Origin of the sequence: Nocardia blacklockiae (genome assembly GCF_015477355.1) — a bacterium.
Taxonomy (GTDB): Bacteria; Actinomycetota; Actinomycetes; order Mycobacteriales; family Mycobacteriaceae; genus Nocardia; species Nocardia blacklockiae.
Genome location: NZ_JADLRJ010000002.1, coordinates 723,895 through 740,972 on the forward strand (window position 1 = coordinate 723,895; position 17,078 = coordinate 740,972).

The following is a 17,078-nucleotide window of genomic DNA, read 5'->3' on the forward strand; positions in this document are numbered from 1 at the left end:
GTCTCTCCCTCTGCCGCAACCGTTTTCGCTTACCCTACCGGCGCGGGTCGCGGCCGCCCGCGAATTTCGCGACCGGCCGCGACCATCGGAAGACCTGCGGTCGGTGACGGTCACCCCGCAGTCAGGCCCAAGGCGACCACACGGTCAGGCGACGGCGACCGCCAGGCCGAGGGCGGCGACTGCCATCAGCAGGAAGGCGCTGGGGTAAACCACGTCGGCGTAGCACCGCGCCCGCAGCACGGTCGCCACCGCGCCCACGAAGTAGAGCACCAGATAGCCACCCGCGACCACGCCGACCACCGGCACCGCGAGCCCCACCAGCAGACCCACCGCGCCGACGGTCTTGGCAACCCCGAGCGGAACGATCCACGCGTGCGGCACGCCATAGCTGGTCATGTTGTCGAGCACCCACTGATTGCGGGCGTAGTCGACACCGGCCGCGGCGAAATTGGCGACGGCGGTGACCACCGCGACGGCGACGTAGACGGCGAACATCGAAGTACCTTTCGGACGAGTGTCGGGGAACACCCCAACCCTCGCCCGCACCGCGCCGACCCGTCCAATACCCGCATCCATAACCGGATGGCATGGCACCGAGCGACATTCGGGCAGCACGCAGCGACACCGGTACCGCCATCGCCCGAGACCCGGCGCGCACGCACGCACCGGCACACCTGATACCCGCGTGTCACCCGGCGCACTCGCCGGGCCCGCGCGGGGTCGGCACCGCCCACCGCAGCTCGGAACCCGCTGCGGCGGACTGTGTCTCAGTAGCCCTGGACGACCTTGCGCAGCGCGTACTCGGTCACGGAGACCAGCGCCTGCTTCACCGGCTCGCGGCGGCGCGCGTCGATCGACATGATCGGCACGTCCGCCGGCACCGCCAGCGCCTGGCGGATGTCCTCGAGCGGGTACTTGGGGGCATCGTCGAACTCGTTGATGGCCACCAGGAACGGCAGGCTGCGCGCCTCGAAGTAGTCGACCGCGGCGAAGCTGTCCTCCAGCCTGCGGGTGTCGACCAGCACCACGGCGCCGATGGCGCCGCGGATCAGGTCGTCCCACATGAACCAGAAGCGGTACTGGCCGGGCGTGCCGAACAGGTACAGCACCAGGTCGTCGGCAAGGCTGATTCTGCCGAAGTCCATGGCCACCGTGGTGGTGGCCTTCGTCGGCACGGCGGCCAAACTGTCGACACCGACGCTGGCATTGGTCACCAATGCCTCGGTGCGCAGCGGAACGATCTCCGATACCGCACCGACCAGGGTCGTCTTACCCACACCGAAACCACCGGCGACCACGATCTTCGCCGAGGTGGGTTTACTGGTGCGCGTATCGACCTGGGCCGTCGAATCAAATACGCCGGAGTCCACTGAGAACCCTTTCGATCAGCTCGCGACGTTCATCGTCGCTCGAATCGTCTTTCAAAGTCGCCGACACCCGCACATGACCGGCCTCGATGAGGTCGGCGACGAGAACTCGAGCCACCCCGATCGGAATACCCAGACGGGCGGCCAATTCTGCGACAGACGGCGATTCTCTGCACAACTCCACGATCGACGTCTCGATGTTGGTGAGCTCGAACTGCCGCTCCAGGGCGACCGGATGCGATGCGACGAGTGCCTCCAACGCCAACTCGACCGTCGGCCGCGTACGGCCGGCGGTCAACGAGTATGGGCGTACGAGGCTCGGCTCGGCGCTCCCCATGCGCTGGTTGTCTATGTCCATCCCACCATCAGGAACCCATCGTGACGCGAGGTGTGGCCTGAACTGTCTGGCCCACTCGCTCGACCAACAGCGCCATCTCGTAGCCGACTTGTCCGATGTCGCAGGACGTATTGGTCAGCACCGCGAGATAGGAGCCGTCGCCGACCGCCATCAGTAGGAGGTAGCCGTGTTCCATTTCGACTACCGACTGCAGCACGGTGCCGCCTTCGAACAGATTCGATACACCGACCGAGAGGCTGGCTAGCCCCGCGGTCACCGCCGACAGCTGTTCTGCGCGATCCACGGGCAGTTGAGCGCTCGCGGCCATCAACAGACCGTCCGCCGAAACCAGCACGGCATGAGCGACGCCCGGAACCTCGTTGGCGAAGTTCGAAACCAGCCAATCCAGCTGACGGTTCGTACCACCTAGATCGGGGTTCATCGGTCTCCTTTATCTCCGGTTAGGTTCATTGCTCTCATTGCGCGGCCATCCCGGACGCCCTGCTGGTGACGACTCAGACTTGACCTGATGGACTCTGCATCACGCTTCGGCGTGCTATCGGCCTTGCCGATGACGCCACCGGGAACCAGGCGGTTGCCGGGATCGCGCTGAGGCAATCCGGCCGCCGTCCGCTTCTCGGGTTGGGCCTCCACGGCCCGCCGGGCGGCTTGCCAGCCTTCGTCACCGGGTGATTCGAAGGAGGCGGCCACCTGGGACCTGTCCGCGTTCGGATCCGACAGCCACGCCGACATCATCTCGGCGAAGATCGGCGTGCCGCCCATCGACGAACCGGTGTCGTCGGCGGGCTGCAGTCGGGTCTGGAAGAAGGACGCGGTCTTCTGCGGGTTCGACTTGAAGCTGTGCCGACCCTGTTCCCGGCCCTCGCCCGCGGCCGCCGAATCATCCTCGGCGGCACGCTGTTCCCGCTGGGGCAGGCTCAGCCCGGGTGTCGGCGACGGGCGCGGCGGCAGACCGGCGCCCGGCTGACGCTGCGGCAGACCACCCGAGCCCGCCGAGCGCTGCGGCAGGCCGCCGTCCGGCTGGGTCAGTCCGCCGCCGGACTCCCGCTGCGGCAGACCGCCCGTCGATTCCCGTTGCGGCAGGCCGGAACCCGCGCCGCGCTGCGGCAGACCACCGGTCGACTCGCGCTGCGGCAAGCCGAGGCCCGAGGCGCGCTGCGGCAGGCCGCTCCCGGCCTCCGACTGGGTCAGCCCGGTGGCGGGCTCGCGCTGCGGCAGGCCCTTGCTCTCCCGCTGCGGCAGACCGAGACCGGAGTCCCGCTGCGGCAGGCCGCCGGTCGATTCCCGCTGGGGCAGGCCGGAACCCGCGCCGCGCTGCGGCAGACCACCGGTCGACTCGCGCTGCGGCAGGCCGTTCGCCGCCGATTCCCGCTGTGGCAGACCACCATTGGACTCCCGCTGCGGCAGGCCGCCGCTGGACTCCCGCTGCGGCAGACCGCTGCCCGGCTCGCGCTTGGGCAGGCCACCGGCCGATTCGCGCTGCGGCAGACCGGAACCCGGCTCCCGCGGCGGCAGTTCGGTGCTGCCCGGCTCCCGCTGCGGCAGACCGCCGGCGGCACGCTGCGGCAGACCGGTGGCGCCCGGTTCGCGCGGCGGCAGGCCGGTGGTACCCGGCTCGCGCTGCGGTAGACCGGTCGACCCGGGCCGCCGGGACGGCAGGCCGTTGCGGCCCGCATCTCGTTGCGGCAGACCGTTCGCCGCCGACTCGCGCTGCGGCAGACCACTGCCCGGCTCGCGGGTCGGAAGGCCACTGCCCGGCTCGCGCGGCGGGATCCCACCGGCGCCCGGCTCACGCTGCGGCAGACCGGTCGCGCCCGATTCGCGCTGCGGCAGTTTGGCCGCGGGGCGCTCGGCAACGTCCTCGCCCGGCGGCGGCGTGTTCGGCGCGGGCGAGCGCTGCGGCAGCCCGCCGGGACCCCGCTGCGGCAGCGAACCACCGCGCTGCGGCAGATCACCACCACGCTGCGGCAAATCACCACCACGCTGGGGCAGGCCGCTACCGGGCTCGCGCGGCGGAATGCCACCGGCACCCGGCTCGCGCTGCGGCAGACCGCCTTCGCGCTGCGGCAGTCCCCCGCCGCCCTGCCGCTGCGGCAGACCCGTCAGTCCGGACGGGCGCGCCGGTGGCTGACCACCGGCGCCCGGCGCCCGCTTGAGCATGTTCGCCGCCAGACCGGCCTGCGGCTGGGCGGGCGCGTTGCTGCCGCGCTGCGGCAGATTCGCGCCGGGCTGGGCGGCGGGCGACAGCGGGCCGTGCGCACCGGGCTCGCGCTGCGGGAGACCGGCGCCGGGCTCGCGCTGCGGCAGGCCCGCGGGCTTGGGCCCCTCGGCCGGACGGCGCTCGGCACCGGCCACGCCGTGCCGGACCGTCGGGCCGTTGGCGCCGGGCTCGCGCTTGGGCAGACCGCCGGGCACCGCGGTACCGGGCTGGCGCTGCGGCAGTCCGCCGTTCGCGGGCGGGGCGCCGTTGGCGGCAGCGGGGCGCTCGGTGCCGTTCCGCTCGCCGTCGGCCGCGATCGGGCCGCTCGACGTGGGATCGACGGTGACCATGACATTGCCGCTGGGCGTGCGGGTGACCGCGCGCATCTGCATCGACGCCGGGCTGGGCCGCTGCGGCGCGGGCGCCTGCTGCTGCGGGCCGGACTGCTGCGACGGGATCTGCACCCCGGCGCCGCCGGGCGTCACGATGATGGCCTTGGGCACGTGCACCGTCACCGTCACACCGGGATCGCGGGCGGTGTCGAAGGTGGGCCGCAGCCGCACGGTCAGGCCGTGCCGCTCGGCCAGGCGGCTGACCACGAACAGGCCCATGTGGCGGGCGGTGTCGGGGCCGACCTCGGCGGTGCTCTCCAGGCGGCGGTTGATCTCCGCCATCTCCGCGGGCGGCATGCCGATGCCGCGGTCGGCGACCTCGATCAGCAGACCCTGGTCGTGCGCCTGGGCGAAGGTGAACTTGACGTCGGTCTCCGGCGGCGAGGCGCGCAGCGCGTTGTCGAGCAGCTCGGCGAACAGGTGCGCCAGGTCGGAGGCGGCCGGTTCGGTGATGGCGCCGCGCGGGGTGGCGCCCAGCTTGACCCGCTCGTAGTCCTCGACCTCGGAGATGGCCGCGCGCAGCACGTCGGCGATCTCGACGGGTGCCGTCTTGCCGCGGCGCTGCTTCGGCGTACCGGCCAGAATCAGCAGGTTGTCGCCGTTGCGGCGCATGCGGGCGGCGAGGTGGTCCAGCCGGAAGAGGTTCTCCAGCAGGCGCGGGTCCTTCTCGTCGTACTCCATCGCCTCGATGAGCGAGAGCTGATGGTCGACAAGGGACTTCGAGCGCCGCGCCAGGGTCTCGAACATGTCGTTGACCTGGGTACGCATGGCGGCCTGGTCGGCGGCCAGGCGCAAGGCCTGTCCGTGGATGTCGTCGACCGCGCGGGCGAGCTGGCCGACCTCCTCCTCGGTGTGCACCGGCATCGGTTCCAGCGGCACGTCCTCGGGGCTGGCGCCGTCGCGCAGCCGGGACACCTCGTGGCCGAGGTCGTGCTCGGCGACGCGCAGCGCGGCCAGGCGCAGCTTGCGTAGCGGGACGATCATCGAGCGCGCGATCAGCACCGCGAGCACCAGCGCCGCCATGATGGTGGCGATCACGATCACCGCGTAGCGCACGGCGCCGGTGCGGGCGTTGTCGGCCAGGCTCTTCACCTGCGCGTCGATATCGGCGCTGGACTGGCTCACGACCTTCTGGTAGCCGGCGAGGCTGTCCAGGGCCGACTGCCGAAGATCCTGCAGCGGAATCTGACCCGAGGCGGCCTGCGGCCCGTTGGTCAGCGAGATGCGGTTGTTGACCAGCTGGGTCAGCTCGGCGATGGACGGGTCGCCGTCGGGGAAGCGGTGCGCGAGGATGCCCAGCATCTGGCGCTCGGTGTTGGCCGCGATCTGGAAGTCGCGCAAACCGTCCTTGACGTTGCCGCGGATCGCCTCGGCCATGCCGGCGGTCTCGGAGATCAGCACCGCGCGGGTGTTGAGGGAGTCGACCAGCCGCAGCTTCGCCGCCTCGACGCCGGGGTCGGAGATGGTCGCGGTGATGGCCTCGGCAGTACGGACGCTGTTCTGCCGGATCGCCTCTTCCTGCTGGAGCGCTTCCTCGACCGTCTTCGAGGGCGCGGTGCCGTTGGCGCGGACCGCCTTGGCGCCGTTGATCATTCCCTCGATCGCGGCGCGCCCGCCCGACACGCCGTCCAACCGGGGCGCCGCCTTTTCGGCCGCGGTGATGGCATTGTCCAGCTGGGTGAGATCGGCCTCCTGCACCAGCGACTGGTTGGGGCCGAGCTGAATCATCTGCTCACCGGCGACGGTGGCCGCCGCGGCGCTCAGGCCGGTGACGGCCGGAATCGCCTGCACGTGCTTGACCGCGGTGTCCAGTTCGCTGGAATCGCCGAACTGGGCCGCGATCCGGGAGGCGCCGAGCACCACCGCGACGAGGAGGGGGACGGCGAGTACCGCCGTGACCTTCCAACGCAGGTCCCAGTTGCTAAGCGCCCAACGCTTCCTGCCGGACCTAGCGGCGTCACGCATCTCCACTCACTTTCCAAACTGGCCCCAGCCATGCGCCATCAGCGAGCCTCCCATGCGGGTGGGCGTGGCTCGACAGGCAGGTCTGACCGAGAACTGCGGCTGGCCGAGAAATTGCGTCCATGACGGCCGACATATGTGGCATGCGATTCTAACGGATCAATAACTTCTTGTGTGACCTGTTGGCAACGTCCAGCCGTTGACCTGGCGGTTCCAGACAAAATCAAAGGTCGCGGCACCCGTCCGGACGTCGCGTGAAGTCTGCCACAATCAGGCTGATCTATCGAGGCGGGCATCGAGGCGAGGCAGGGAGTCACACGGTTGAACGCGAAGCAGGAGTACCGGCCCACCTACCAGACCAGCCTGGTCGATCCCGCCGACTTCTGGGGTGCCGCTGCGAAGGCGATCAGCTGGGATGTTGCACCCACCCAGATCCTCGACAGCACCGCCCGCCCGACGGCTCGCTGGTTTACCGATGGTCGCCTCAACACCTCCTACAACGCACTGGACCGGCATGTGCGCGATCTCACATCGGAAGCGGACTCGACGGACGCCGAACTCCCGCCCACCGGCGGCCGCGCGGACCAGCCGGCCCTAATATACGACTCCGCTATGACGGGCGCCACACGCGTCTACACCTACGCCGAGTTGCTCGCGGAGGTCGCGCAGTTCGCCGGGGCGATGCTGCGGCTCGGCGTGCGCACCGGCGACCGGGTCGTCGTCTATATGCCGATGATCCCCGAGGCCGTGGTCGCGATGCTGGCCTGCGCCCGGATCGGCGCGGTGCACTCGGTGGTCTTCGGCGGGTTCGCCGCCCATGAGCTGGCGGCCCGCATCGACGACGCCGAACCGGTGCTGATCGTGACGGCTTCGGGCGGCCTGGAGCCCGGCAAGCGCATCGAGTACCCGCCGATCGTGCTGCAGGCGCTGGATCAGGTCGAGACGACCGCGCCCCGGCACGTCGTGGTCAAGCAGCGCAGCGGGTTTCCGACCATTCGGTTCGCGACGCCGCAGCCCGCCACCGATCTGCTCCCCGGCTCCGCGGAAACGATTGCCGCGCAATGGCTGGACTGGGAGGACATGATCCGCGACGCGGAACCCGCCGACCCGGTGCCGGTGGCCGCGACCGACCCGCTCTACATCCTCTACACCTCCGGCACCACGGGGAAGCCGAAGGGCGTGGTGCGCGACAACGGCGGCCACGCGGTCGCGCTGAGTTGGTCGATGCGCAACATCTACGACGTCGGCCCCGGCCAGGTCATGCTGACGACCTCCGACATCGGCTGGGTCGTCGGGCACTCCTACATCGTCTACGCGCCGCTGCTGGTCGGCGCCACCACCGTGCTGTACGAGGGAAAACCGACCGGTACCCCCGACTCCGGCGCCTACTGGCGGCTGGTCGACCAGCACGACGTGCACGTCATGTTCACCGCGCCGACCGCGCTGCGCGCCATCCGCCGCGCCGACCCCGAGGCCGCCACCGCCGGCCGCCACGACCTGTCCTCGCTGCGCGCGCTGTTCTGCGCCGGCGAGCGGCTGGACCCGGCCACCTTCGAGTGGACCCGCGACACACTGCTCGCCGACCGCCCCGACTGCCCGGTGGTGGACCACTGGTGGCAGACCGAGACCGGCTGGCCCATCTGCGCGGATCCGCTGGGGCTGCAAGAACTTCCGGTCAAGCCGGGCTCGGCGTCGCTGCCCGTGCCGGGCTACCGCATCCGCGTCCTGGACTACGAGGGCGACGCGGTGGCCGCGGGCACCGAAGGCAATATCGTCATCGGCCTGCCGCTGCCGCCCGGCACCCTGACCACCCTCTGGGGCGACGACGACCGCTTCACCCGCTCCTACCTGTCCGCCTTTCCCGGCCACTACCTCACCGGCGACTCCGGCTACTTCGACGAGGACGGCTACCTGTTCGTGCTCGGCCGCAGCGACGACGTCATCAACATGGCCGGGCACCGGCTGTCGGCGGGCGGCATCGAAGCCGCGGTCGCCGGGCACGAACTCGTCGCCGAATGCGCGGTGATCGGCGTCCCCGACGAGCTGAAGGGCCAGCGGCCGATCGCCTACGTCGTCCTCAAGGCCGGCGGCGTCGGCGCGGGCACCGTCCGGGTCGACCCGGCACAGCTGCGCGCCGAGGTGATCGAGCGGGTGCGCGACCAGATCGGGGCCATCGCCACCCTGCACGACGTGATCGTGGTGAACGCGCTGCCCAAGACCCGGTCCGGGAAGATCCTGCGCCGCAGCATCCGCCAGATCGCGTCCGGCGAGCGCCCCGAAATGCCCGCGACCATCGAGGACCCCGCGGTACTGGTCGCGCTGGAGGACCAGATCCTGGCCAGCCGCGCCGCCGAGCACCCCGGCGGCGAGACCGCGGACCCCGGCGTACCCGACGACTCGGACACCCCCGCCGACGGGCATCCCGTCGTCCGGTGACAGTCCTCACAGTTTTCTCAGTCTCGGTTCACGAGGCTCCTACACCCCTGCCCTAACGTCTGACGGGTTGTCTCGGCGGGGGCCGGGTATACCGGTCACCGAACGAGCGCCAGGGCTCGGTCCGCCGGGCCCGGGTGCGACCTCGACCCGAAAGGTTTTTCATGTCCTCGTTGCGTCTGCGATTCACCGGTGCCGCCCTGACCGTCGGCGGCGTCGCCACCACCGCCGCGCTGCTGTTCCCCGGCACCGCGTCCGCCGACCCGACCGAACTCGTTGCGCCCCTGCTGAACTCCGACTGCACCTTCGCGCAGGTCGACGCGGCGCTGCACGACAAGAACCCGCAACTGGCCGCCGTGCTGGACGCGAACCCGGAGCAGAAGGCGATGCTGCAGCAGAAGTTCGACCAGCCGGTGGAGCAGCGGCGGGCGGAGTTGCAGCAGTATGCGCAGGAGCATCCGGATCAGGCGCAGCGGGCGGAGAACGATCCGCGGGCGGAGTCGGTGCGGGCGACTGTTCAGGCTGTGGCGGATAGTTGCCACAGTTACTGATTCGGGCTCGGGTCTGTTGTTGACGGGTGGAGCGGGGGTCCTAGTTTCGTGAGGGCTGTGTTTTTGGCCTCCGCTTCGCTCCGGCGGGTTTTCGGCGCCTGAGTCTCGGTTTTCGGGCGCCGCTGCTTGCTCCTTCGTCGCGTTGCAGCGGCGCCCGAAAACCGAGACGCGCCGAAAACCTTGGGGGTGGCGGTGTTTGGCTAGCGCTTCGCGGCCGAGTTGCCGGGGTACAGAGATGCTCTGCTGGGGTTGATTTGGCTGGTTGCGTGGGGTGAGATGCGCGGCTTGCCGATGGGGGTGGGCGCGCCGGGAGTAGTTCTGGGGGTTCAGCGCAGGAGAATGGGTGACGTGACGAGCGAGCGTGAGACTTCCCGGGTTCTGCTGGTCGATGATGACGAAGATCTGCTGGCTTCGGTCGAGCGGGGATTGCGGCTGTCGGGGTTCGATGTGTTGATCGCTCGTGACGGGGCGGAGGCGCTGCGGTGTGTGAGTGAAGGGGCCCCGGACGCGATCGTGCTCGATATGAATATGCCGGTGCTGGATGGTGCGGGCGTGGTCACGGCGTTGCGGGCGATGGGGAACGAGGTGCCGATCTGTGTGCTGTCGGCGCGGAATTCGGTGGACGATCGGATCGCGGGGCTGGAGTCGGGGGCCGACGACTATCTCGTGAAGCCGTTCGTGTTGGCGGAACTCGTCGCGCGTATTCGGGCGCTGTTGCGGCGGCGGACCGACACCGCGGGTACGGCGGCCAATCCGGATGCGATCGTGGTGGGGCCGTTGGAGATCGACGTCGCGGGTTATCGGGCACTGTTGCACGGCGACGAGATCGAGCTCACCAAGCGGGAATTCGAATTGTTGTCGACCCTGGCGCGCAATGCGGGGGTGGTGTTGAGCCGGGAGCGGCTGCTGGAACTGGTGTGGGGGTACGACTTCGCGGCCGACACCAATGTGGTGGACGTGTTCGTGGGTTATCTGCGGCGCAAGCTGGAGGCGGGCGGGACGCCGCGGCTGCTGCACACCATTCGCGGCGTCGGATTCGTGCTGCGGGCCCCTAAATGAGCCGCCGGCGCCACTCGTACTCGCTGCGTACCCGTGTGGCGGGGGCGGCGGCGCTGGGCGCGGTCATCATCGCCGCGGTATTGAGCTGGGTGTCGGTGCGGGCGCTGGAACGCAACAATCTCGCGCAGGCCGACCAGGAACTCACCATCGCCGCGCGCATCGTGCTTATGCAGCCGGTGATCGCGGTCGGGGTGCTGTCGCTGGTCACTCCCAATCGGGACATGGCGGTGACCGTGCGCGAGGACCGGGACGTGGTGGCGTCCACCAGCGTCCGGCTGCCCACGTTGAAACCGGGCTCGCAGACCCTCGACATCGACGGCACCCCGTTCCGGGTGCTGACCACCACCGAGAACCAGCCCGAGGGCCGCACGGTGTCGATCGCCATCCCGCTGACCGACGCCTATCACGCCACCGCCGAGCAGCGCCGCTGGGTGCTCGGCGCGGCCGGCCTCGCGGTGGCGGCGGCGGCCGGGCTGGGCTGGGTGTTCGGCGGGCGCGCGGTCCGGCCGATCGCCGACCTGACCCGGCAGGTGAGCGCCCGCAGCGGCACCGACGAACACGAGGCGGCGGTCGGCAGTTCCGGCGTGCGGGAGGCGGAAAAGCTTGCCGACGCGGTCAATTCGCTGCTCGGCCGGGTGCGGCGTGCCCAGGCGGAGACGGCCGCGGCACTGGAGACCGCGCGCGACTTCGCCGCGGTGTCCGCGCACGAACTACGCACCCCACTCACCGCGATGCGCACCGACCTGGAGGTCCTGCGCACCCTCGACCTGGACGAGACCCAGCGCGCGGAGATCCTCGCCGACCTGCAGCGCAGCCAGAACCGGGTGGAGTCGACACTGGCCGCGCTGGAACGGCTGGCCGCCGGCGAACTCACCAATGAGCGCGACCACGTGGAGACCGACGTGGGCGATCTGGTCGACCAGGCCGCGCACGACGCCATGCGGCACTTCCCGCAGCTGACAGTGCGCATCGACACCGACCCCGAACTGGTGACGCGCGGGTTGCCCACCGGTCTGCGCCTGGCCGTGGACAACGCGCTGGCGAATTCGGCCCGGCACGGCGGCGCCACCGAGGCGCTGGTGTCGGCGCACCGCACCGCCGACGGCCACATCGTGATCTCGGTCGACGACAACGGCCGCGGCATACCGCCCGACGAGCGCGCCGCGGTGTTCGAACGCTTCGTCCGCGGCCGCCAGGCCGGCAAGGGCGGCTCCGGGCTCGGCCTGGCCCTGGTCGCCCAGCAGGCCCAGCTGCACGGCGGCCGCGCGTTCTTCGACGACGGCACGCTGTCCGGGGTGCGCCTGGTGCTGATGCTGCCCGACCGCGAGACGGATTGTCCGGCTTAGCGATTCGCCGACATCCGCGGCCCTTACCGAATCCTCAGAGAAGCGCCAGTAGCGGACCATCTCGGACCTCTACGGTGTGTCCTGTGATCGCAAAACGTACGCGTTGGTTCGCACTCGCCGGTGTGCTCGTGGTCGCCGGTGGTGTCACCGGCGGCCTGCTCTGGCTGCGGGAGTCGACCGCCGCCCCGACGGCGGTGGCGATCGTGAACACCGACACCGGCACCACCGGCGCGAAGATCGTGAAGGGTCTGCGGGACGGCGGAATCCGCGAGTGGACCGTCGCCGAACCCGGCGGGGCGAGCACGGCCGACTACGCCGCCGTGATCACGCTGCCCGGCGACCTGTCCTCGTCGCTGGCGACGCTGACGTCGACGCAGCCGCATCGCGCGCAGGTCACCGTGGACACCAACGCGCACGCCGACGCGAATCTGGTCAACGACGCGGTGAACGAGGTCACCCGCCGGATCAGCGCGGCCGGGGTGGATCAGACGCTGGCGGCCGTCGGCACCGCGCGCGGCTCGGTGCAGCAGGTCGCCCTCACCTCGCAGCTGCTCGGCGCGGGCGTGCAGCAGGCCGCCGACGCCTCGGGTCAGTTCACCGGCGGCGCCGACGAGATGCTCGGCTTCCTGAACACCGCGAAAGACGGTGCGGTGCAGCTCAACGCGGGCATCGCGCAGTTGAACAGCACCCTCGGGGCGGCGACCGCGCAGGCCGAGGGCCTGGCGAGCGCGCTCGACGCGACCGGCCTGACCATCGGGCAGATCTCCAGCACCGCCGACACCTTGAGCACGGGGCTGAATCAGACACTGCCGCTGCTGCGCGCCCTGCCGTTCGCGAACGACCCGCGGCTGGCCGACATCATCGGCAAACTCGACGCATTGCAGGGCGTCGCCGGTCAGGCCGGCGCGCAGCTGTCCGGGTTCGCTCAGCTCACCGGCTCGAACACCGATCCGAACACGCCGGTCAGCACTCTGCTGCGCGATGCGGCGAACCGGTTGTCCGACGCCGGCGCCCAGCTCAACCAGGGTGCCGAACTGGCGAAACAGGTTCCGCTGCTGGCCGATCAGGGTGCGAGCCAGCTGACCGGCGCGATCGCGGCGCTCACCGGTGGCGTGCAGCAGCTCCAGCAGATCGTCGCCAACCTGAACACCCAGGCCGGCAACGCCCTCAACGCCCTGCCCGCGCACAGCGGCAATCAGCAGTCGGCGATCGCCACGAACATCAGCGACCCGGTGGAAATCGTGCGGAACTAGCGATCAGCTGGCGTCCAGCAGATCGATGATGAACACCAGGGTCTTGCCCGACAGCTGGTGCCCGGCGCCCTCGGGGCCGTAGGCCAGCTCGGGCGGAATGGTGAGCTGCCGCCGGCCGCCGACCCGCATCCCCGGAATCCCGTCCTGCCAGCCCTGGATCAGGCCGCGCAGCGGGAACGTGATGGATTCGCCGCGGCTCCAGGAGGAGTCGAACTCCTCGCCCGTGTCGTACTCCACACCCACGTAGTGCACCTCGACCGTGCCGCCCGGCACCGCCTCGGGGCCCTCGCCTTCGACGATGTCCTTGATCACCAGCTCCGTAGGCGCGGGGCCTTCCTGGAACTCGACTTGCGGCTTGGTCATGCGTCCTCTTCTTTTCGATGGATAGGCCGACAGACAGTGTTCACCATAGTGGCCGGGGTGAAACCTGTCGGGAGGACGAGCCGCGTCACATCCGCGCCGGACCGTGCGCGCGGCGCCCGCGGCGGGCCGGGCAAGATGGTTGCCCGTGGCCGTAGTGATCGATATCGACGACCCCGCCGATCCCCGGGTCGCCGACTTCCGCGACCTCAACTCCGCGGACCGGCGGCCGGACCTGCCCGGCGGGAAAGGCTTGGTGATCGCGGAGGGCGTGGTGGTGGTGCAGCGCATGCTCGCCTCGCGGTTCACGCCGTTCGCGCTGCTCGGGGTGGGCCGGCGGTACGAGACGCTGGCCGGTGACCTCGCGGGCTCGGCGGTGCCCTACTACCGCGCGAGCGCCGAGGTGATGGCCGAGGTGGTCGGGTTCCATCTGAACCGAGGCGTGCTGGCGGCGGCCCGCCGTCCCGCCGCGGCGACGGTGGACGAGGTGCTGGCCGGCGCGCGCACCATCGCCGTGCTGGAGGGCGTCAACGATCACGAGAACATCGGCTCGATCTTCCGGAACGCGGCCGGGCTGGGCGCCGACGCGATACTGTTCGGCGACCGCTGCGCCGACCCGCTGTACCGGCGGGCGGTCCGGGTGTCGATGGGGCATGTGCTGCGGGTGCCGTTCGCTCACCTGCCGAGCTGGCCCGACGGCCTGGAGATGTTGCGGGACAAGGGTTTCCGGCTCATCGCCCTGACCCCGGACCCGGCCGCCGCGACCCTGGCCACCGCCCTGACCGGCGACCGGGTGGCGCTGCTGCTGGGCGCCGAGGGCCCGGGGCTCACGGAGGCGGCGATGGCCGCGACCGACGTGCGCGCCCGCATCCCGATGGCGCCCGGCACCGACTCACTGAACGTGGCCACCGCGGCGGCGATGGCCTTCTACGAAAGGGTGCGCACCTCGTGACTCAGCCGTACGGCACCCCCGACGATGCCGAACCCACCCCGTGGGCACCGGGATTGGCGGTCGCCACCCTGGTCGCGCTGCTCACCGCCGCCGGGGTGTACTCCTTCGGCAACGCGCTGGCACACGTGCACTGGCTGCTGTCGGTGGCGGTGAACCTGATCGCGGTCGGCGGGGCCGCGCCGACGGCCTGGCGGTGGCGCGCCACACCGGTGACGCGCTGGGTGCTCGGCGGTCTCGCGGCGGGGGTGCTGCTCGGCTGGTTCGTCCTGCTGGTCGCCGCCGTCTCCGCGTGAGCCCTCGGCGCTACGAGACCCGGTCGCGGTTGCGCAGCCAGCCGAACCAGCGTTTCCCGAGTGGCTCCGGCTCTTCCGGCTCGGCCGGCACGATCGGTCGCGGCGCCTCGCCTTTCGGGTAAAGGCTGAAACCGCAGACGGCGATGTCGGAGGGCTTCAACGCGTCGTCGGAAGTCGCTCCGCGATACCGGAATCCGAGCCACTCCGCGTTGGCCTCGTCGGCGAAGGCCGGCGGGTCGAACGGCAGGATCTGCGGGTCGGGCAGCTCGCCGGGATGCAGGTGCACCGGGTGCTCACCCGCCCAGAACGGGCGCTCCCACACCAGCGGCAGGCCCTCGTCCTCCAGGATGTCGACCCGGGTGGCGCTGAACGCGCGGCGGAATTCACCACGCTCCCAATGCGCGAACGCGCCCCAGCCGTGCGGGATGTCGTAGGAGACCAGGTAGGTGTGCTCGGAGGCCAGCGGCCGCACCAGCAGTTCGGGCAGGGCGGTGGGGTGGGCGAGCGCCGCCTGCCCCGTGCACACCACCGTCACGCCGGGATAGCAGCCGATGTAGATCGACCCGGGATCCGGCCCGGCCCAAACCTTCAGCGTGCCCGACGCCGCGGGCACCACATCGCGCTCGGGGTTCAGCTGTTTGGCCAGTGCCAGTGCGGCTTCCGGATCGGGATCCGGGTGGGCGCGCAGCACCGCCACCGGATCGGGGTCGTCGACGTACCAGAGGGACGAAGCTGTAGACGGCACTTCCGACACCTCCCGATCCTCGCACGAGTAAGCAGAGCTACTCCCGAGCAAACCTCGGATACCGGACGCCGCACCCACGCCGCGACCCACCCGATGCCCGCCCGAACCGCCGCGCGGCCACACCGAAAATCTACTCCCCCAACACCCGAAAACGCCGCGCTTCGCATTGCGCTCCGCGTGTCAAGAGGACTGATCACCCACACCGCCACACGGCAACCACCGAATCCCCTACCAGAACCTGGCAATCACCGAGTCAACAGCAACGCCCACTCTCCCCGACGTACCCACTCGTCCCACCCTCACGCACCCCACCCCACTATTGGCCGCGATCAACAACCCCGGCAGGCGCATCCCGTCATCCCGGCACGCTTTCGGCCGGGATCCACAACGCCCAAGTCCACAGCATCCGATCCCGGCGAGTGCATAGTCAGCACCGGGCACGAGCGGTACAGCTCAGCCACACGCGCGGGAACGCCAAAGGTCCGCGCGTGGCGGAGGGGACGAGGAACGCGGATTCGACTACCCGCGCAACGGTTTACGCCGGGCGCTCAGTGGCCGGAGCTGCGGACGCCTAGTAGCACGTCTTCCCAGGACGGCATCGGGGCCTTGCCGCCGCGCTTGGAGCGGGACTTCTGGGCGGCGGGCTTGGCCGGCTGTGCCGACTGGCCCGAGCGCTCGGCCGTGCTCGCGGCGGGCGCGGCCGGGGCGGCGGGCTCGGCGGCCGGAGCCGCGGGCGGGGTCGACGGTGCCGGGGTCGCAGGGGCATTCGCGGCGGGCGCGGCCGAGACACTGCCCGGGGAGGCGGGCGGCGGCGTGGCCGGGGTGCTCTTGGGTGCGGGCTGCGCGGGGGCGGCCGTGCCCTTCGCGGCGACCGGCACCGCACTGCCACCGACCGCGGCGCGCTGCTCGAAGTACTCGGGCTCGTCCTCACCGGCGGTGATCTGCGCGGGCTCGGGCGAGGTGAACGCCGCGGGGGCGGGCTCCTCGGGAGCCTTGCGGGCGGGCTCGTGCGAGTTCAGCGCGGCGGGTTCGTGCGTGGTCACGGCGGCGGGCTCGACCGGCGCCGGCTCGGCCGCCGAATCCGGCAGGATCGTCGCCAGGCCGCGCAGCGCCCGGCCGAAGTCGGGATCGATGAGGTCGGTGGCCGGGTCGTCCAGCGGCGTCACCGAGCCGCCGTGTGCGTCGGGCTGGAAACGCCAGTGCGCGGCGATCACCGAACGGCCCGCCTGCCACTGCAATTGGGCCACCCAGTAGCCCTTCTCGTCCTTCCAGGCGTCCCACTCGGCGATATCGATGTTGTGGCCGCGCTCGGCGAAGGCGGCCGACACCACATCGATGAGAGTCTCCACGGCCGGGCCGTCCTTGCGGACGGGGTGCGCCCGCTGCGCGAGTTCGGCGGCGCGAGCGCGCTCCAGCAGTACGGGGTACGCGAAGCGCTCCACCCGGGAGGTCGGCATGCCCGACTCCTCGGTGACCTGTTCCACGGAGGCACCGGCACGAATACGGGCCTGGATATCGCGAGGACGCATAGTTGCTTCCGTTTCGATCTCGATCTGGCCGAATCGGGCAAGGTCTCCGCGCGCCGCGGCACGCAGCTTCTCGTCGGCGGGCAGCCGGTACTTCACGCCGGTCTCGGTATCGACACACACGATGTGCGCGGAATCGGGCGTCAATCCGATCACTCGAAGTTCACGCACCGTTACCTCCTTATCGCTGCGTCGATCACAGCCAGGCTCGCGACACCGCCCACGTTCTGGAACAGTAGTGCACTTCTGAGATTCATGTGGCAAGACACGCGCGCGGAAAA

15 protein-coding genes are annotated in these 17,078 nt (G+C 70.7%); 7 read left to right on the plus strand and 8 right to left on the minus strand.

Annotated features, from left to right (window positions below; translation table 11 throughout):
• Window positions 1-144: 144 nt before the first annotated feature.
• The 5 genes from IU476_RS09045 to IU476_RS09065 all read right to left on the minus strand — a co-directional run bounded on the left by IU476_RS09045 (window position 145) and on the right by IU476_RS09065 (window position 6,282).
• Window positions 145-495 carry a DoxX family protein gene (locus IU476_RS09045; protein ID WP_195098552.1) on the minus strand — a complete coding sequence of 117 codons (351 nt, stop codon included), beginning with the start codon at window positions 493-495 and terminating at the stop codon, window positions 145-147.
• Window positions 496-767: 272 nt separating this feature from the next.
• Complete coding sequence (locus IU476_RS09050; RefSeq protein WP_174411295.1) at window positions 768-1,370, minus strand: GTP-binding protein; 603 nt, start codon at window positions 1,368-1,370, stop codon at window positions 768-770.
• On the minus strand, window positions 1,351-1,725 hold the full coding sequence (locus IU476_RS09055; protein WP_024800684.1) for a DUF742 domain-containing protein: 375 nt from the start codon (window positions 1,723-1,725) through the stop codon (window positions 1,351-1,353). Before IU476_RS09055 ends, IU476_RS09050 begins: the two co-directional genes overlap by 20 nt.
• Window positions 1,726-1,732: 7 nt before the next feature.
• Complete coding sequence (locus IU476_RS09060; protein WP_011207200.1) at window positions 1,733-2,146, minus strand: roadblock/LC7 domain-containing protein; 414 nt, start codon at window positions 2,144-2,146, stop codon at window positions 1,733-1,735.
• Window positions 2,143-6,282, minus strand: coding sequence for an ATP-binding protein (locus tag IU476_RS09065; RefSeq protein ID WP_195098554.1), 4,140 nt, complete (start codon window positions 6,280-6,282; stop codon window positions 2,143-2,145). Before IU476_RS09065 ends, IU476_RS09060 begins: the two co-directional genes overlap by 4 nt.
• A gap of 318 nt (window positions 6,283-6,600) precedes the next feature.
• On the opposite strand from IU476_RS09065, the gene IU476_RS09070 reads away from it, so the two are divergent.
• The 5 genes from IU476_RS09070 to IU476_RS09090 all read left to right on the plus strand — a co-directional run bounded on the left by IU476_RS09070 (window position 6,601) and on the right by IU476_RS09090 (window position 12,921).
• Complete coding sequence (locus tag IU476_RS09070; protein WP_195098558.1) at window positions 6,601-8,715, plus strand: AMP-binding protein; 2,115 nt, start codon at window positions 6,601-6,603, stop codon at window positions 8,713-8,715.
• 161 nt (window positions 8,716-8,876) lie between these two features.
• Window positions 8,877-9,263 carry a hemophore-related protein gene (locus IU476_RS09075; protein WP_195098562.1) on the plus strand — a complete coding sequence of 129 codons (387 nt, stop codon included), beginning with the start codon at window positions 8,877-8,879 and terminating at the stop codon, window positions 9,261-9,263.
• 339 nt (window positions 9,264-9,602) lie between these two features.
• On the plus strand, window positions 9,603-10,322 hold the full coding sequence (locus tag IU476_RS09080; protein WP_195098565.1) for a response regulator transcription factor: 720 nt from the start codon (window positions 9,603-9,605) through the stop codon (window positions 10,320-10,322).
• The gene (locus IU476_RS09085; protein WP_195098567.1) at window positions 10,319-11,668 is read left to right on the plus strand and encodes a sensor histidine kinase; all 1,350 of its coding nucleotides are present in this window, start codon (window positions 10,319-10,321) and stop codon (window positions 11,666-11,668) included. The genes IU476_RS09080 and IU476_RS09085 overlap by 4 nt, the downstream gene beginning before the upstream one ends.
• Before the next feature lie 83 nt (window positions 11,669-11,751).
• On the plus strand, window positions 11,752-12,921 hold the full coding sequence (locus IU476_RS09090; RefSeq protein WP_195098569.1) for a YhgE/Pip domain-containing protein: 1,170 nt from the start codon (window positions 11,752-11,754) through the stop codon (window positions 12,919-12,921).
• A gap of 3 nt (window positions 12,922-12,924) precedes the next feature.
• Here IU476_RS09090 and IU476_RS09095 read toward each other — a convergent pair whose 3' ends face one another.
• Window positions 12,925-13,284: an FKBP-type peptidyl-prolyl cis-trans isomerase gene (locus tag IU476_RS09095; protein ID WP_195098571.1), complete on the minus strand. Its 360-nt coding sequence runs from the start codon at window positions 13,282-13,284 to the stop codon at window positions 12,925-12,927.
• 145 nt (window positions 13,285-13,429) lie between these two features.
• Here IU476_RS09095 and IU476_RS09100 point away from each other — a divergent pair, with 145 nt between their 5' ends.
• Window positions 13,430-14,233 (plus strand): TrmH family RNA methyltransferase, encoded by an 804-nt coding sequence (locus tag IU476_RS09100; RefSeq protein ID WP_195098573.1) that lies wholly within the window; start codon window positions 13,430-13,432, stop codon window positions 14,231-14,233.
• On the plus strand, window positions 14,230-14,526 hold the full coding sequence (locus IU476_RS09105; protein WP_195098575.1) for a DUF2537 domain-containing protein: 297 nt from the start codon (window positions 14,230-14,232) through the stop codon (window positions 14,524-14,526). Before IU476_RS09100 ends, IU476_RS09105 begins: the two co-directional genes overlap by 4 nt.
• A gap of 10 nt (window positions 14,527-14,536) precedes the next feature.
• Here IU476_RS09105 and IU476_RS09110 read toward each other — a convergent pair whose 3' ends face one another.
• Both IU476_RS09110 and sepH read right to left on the minus strand, forming a co-directional pair.
• Window positions 14,537-15,271 (minus strand): DUF6928 family protein, encoded by a 735-nt coding sequence (locus tag IU476_RS09110; protein WP_324193946.1) that lies wholly within the window; start codon window positions 15,269-15,271, stop codon window positions 14,537-14,539.
• Window positions 15,272-15,819: 548 nt separating this feature from the next.
• A complete protein-coding gene (gene sepH / locus IU476_RS09115; protein WP_195098578.1) occupies window positions 15,820-16,968 on the minus strand; it encodes a septation protein SepH in 1,149 nt (382 codons plus the stop codon).
• Window positions 16,969-17,078 lie beyond the last annotated feature (110 nt).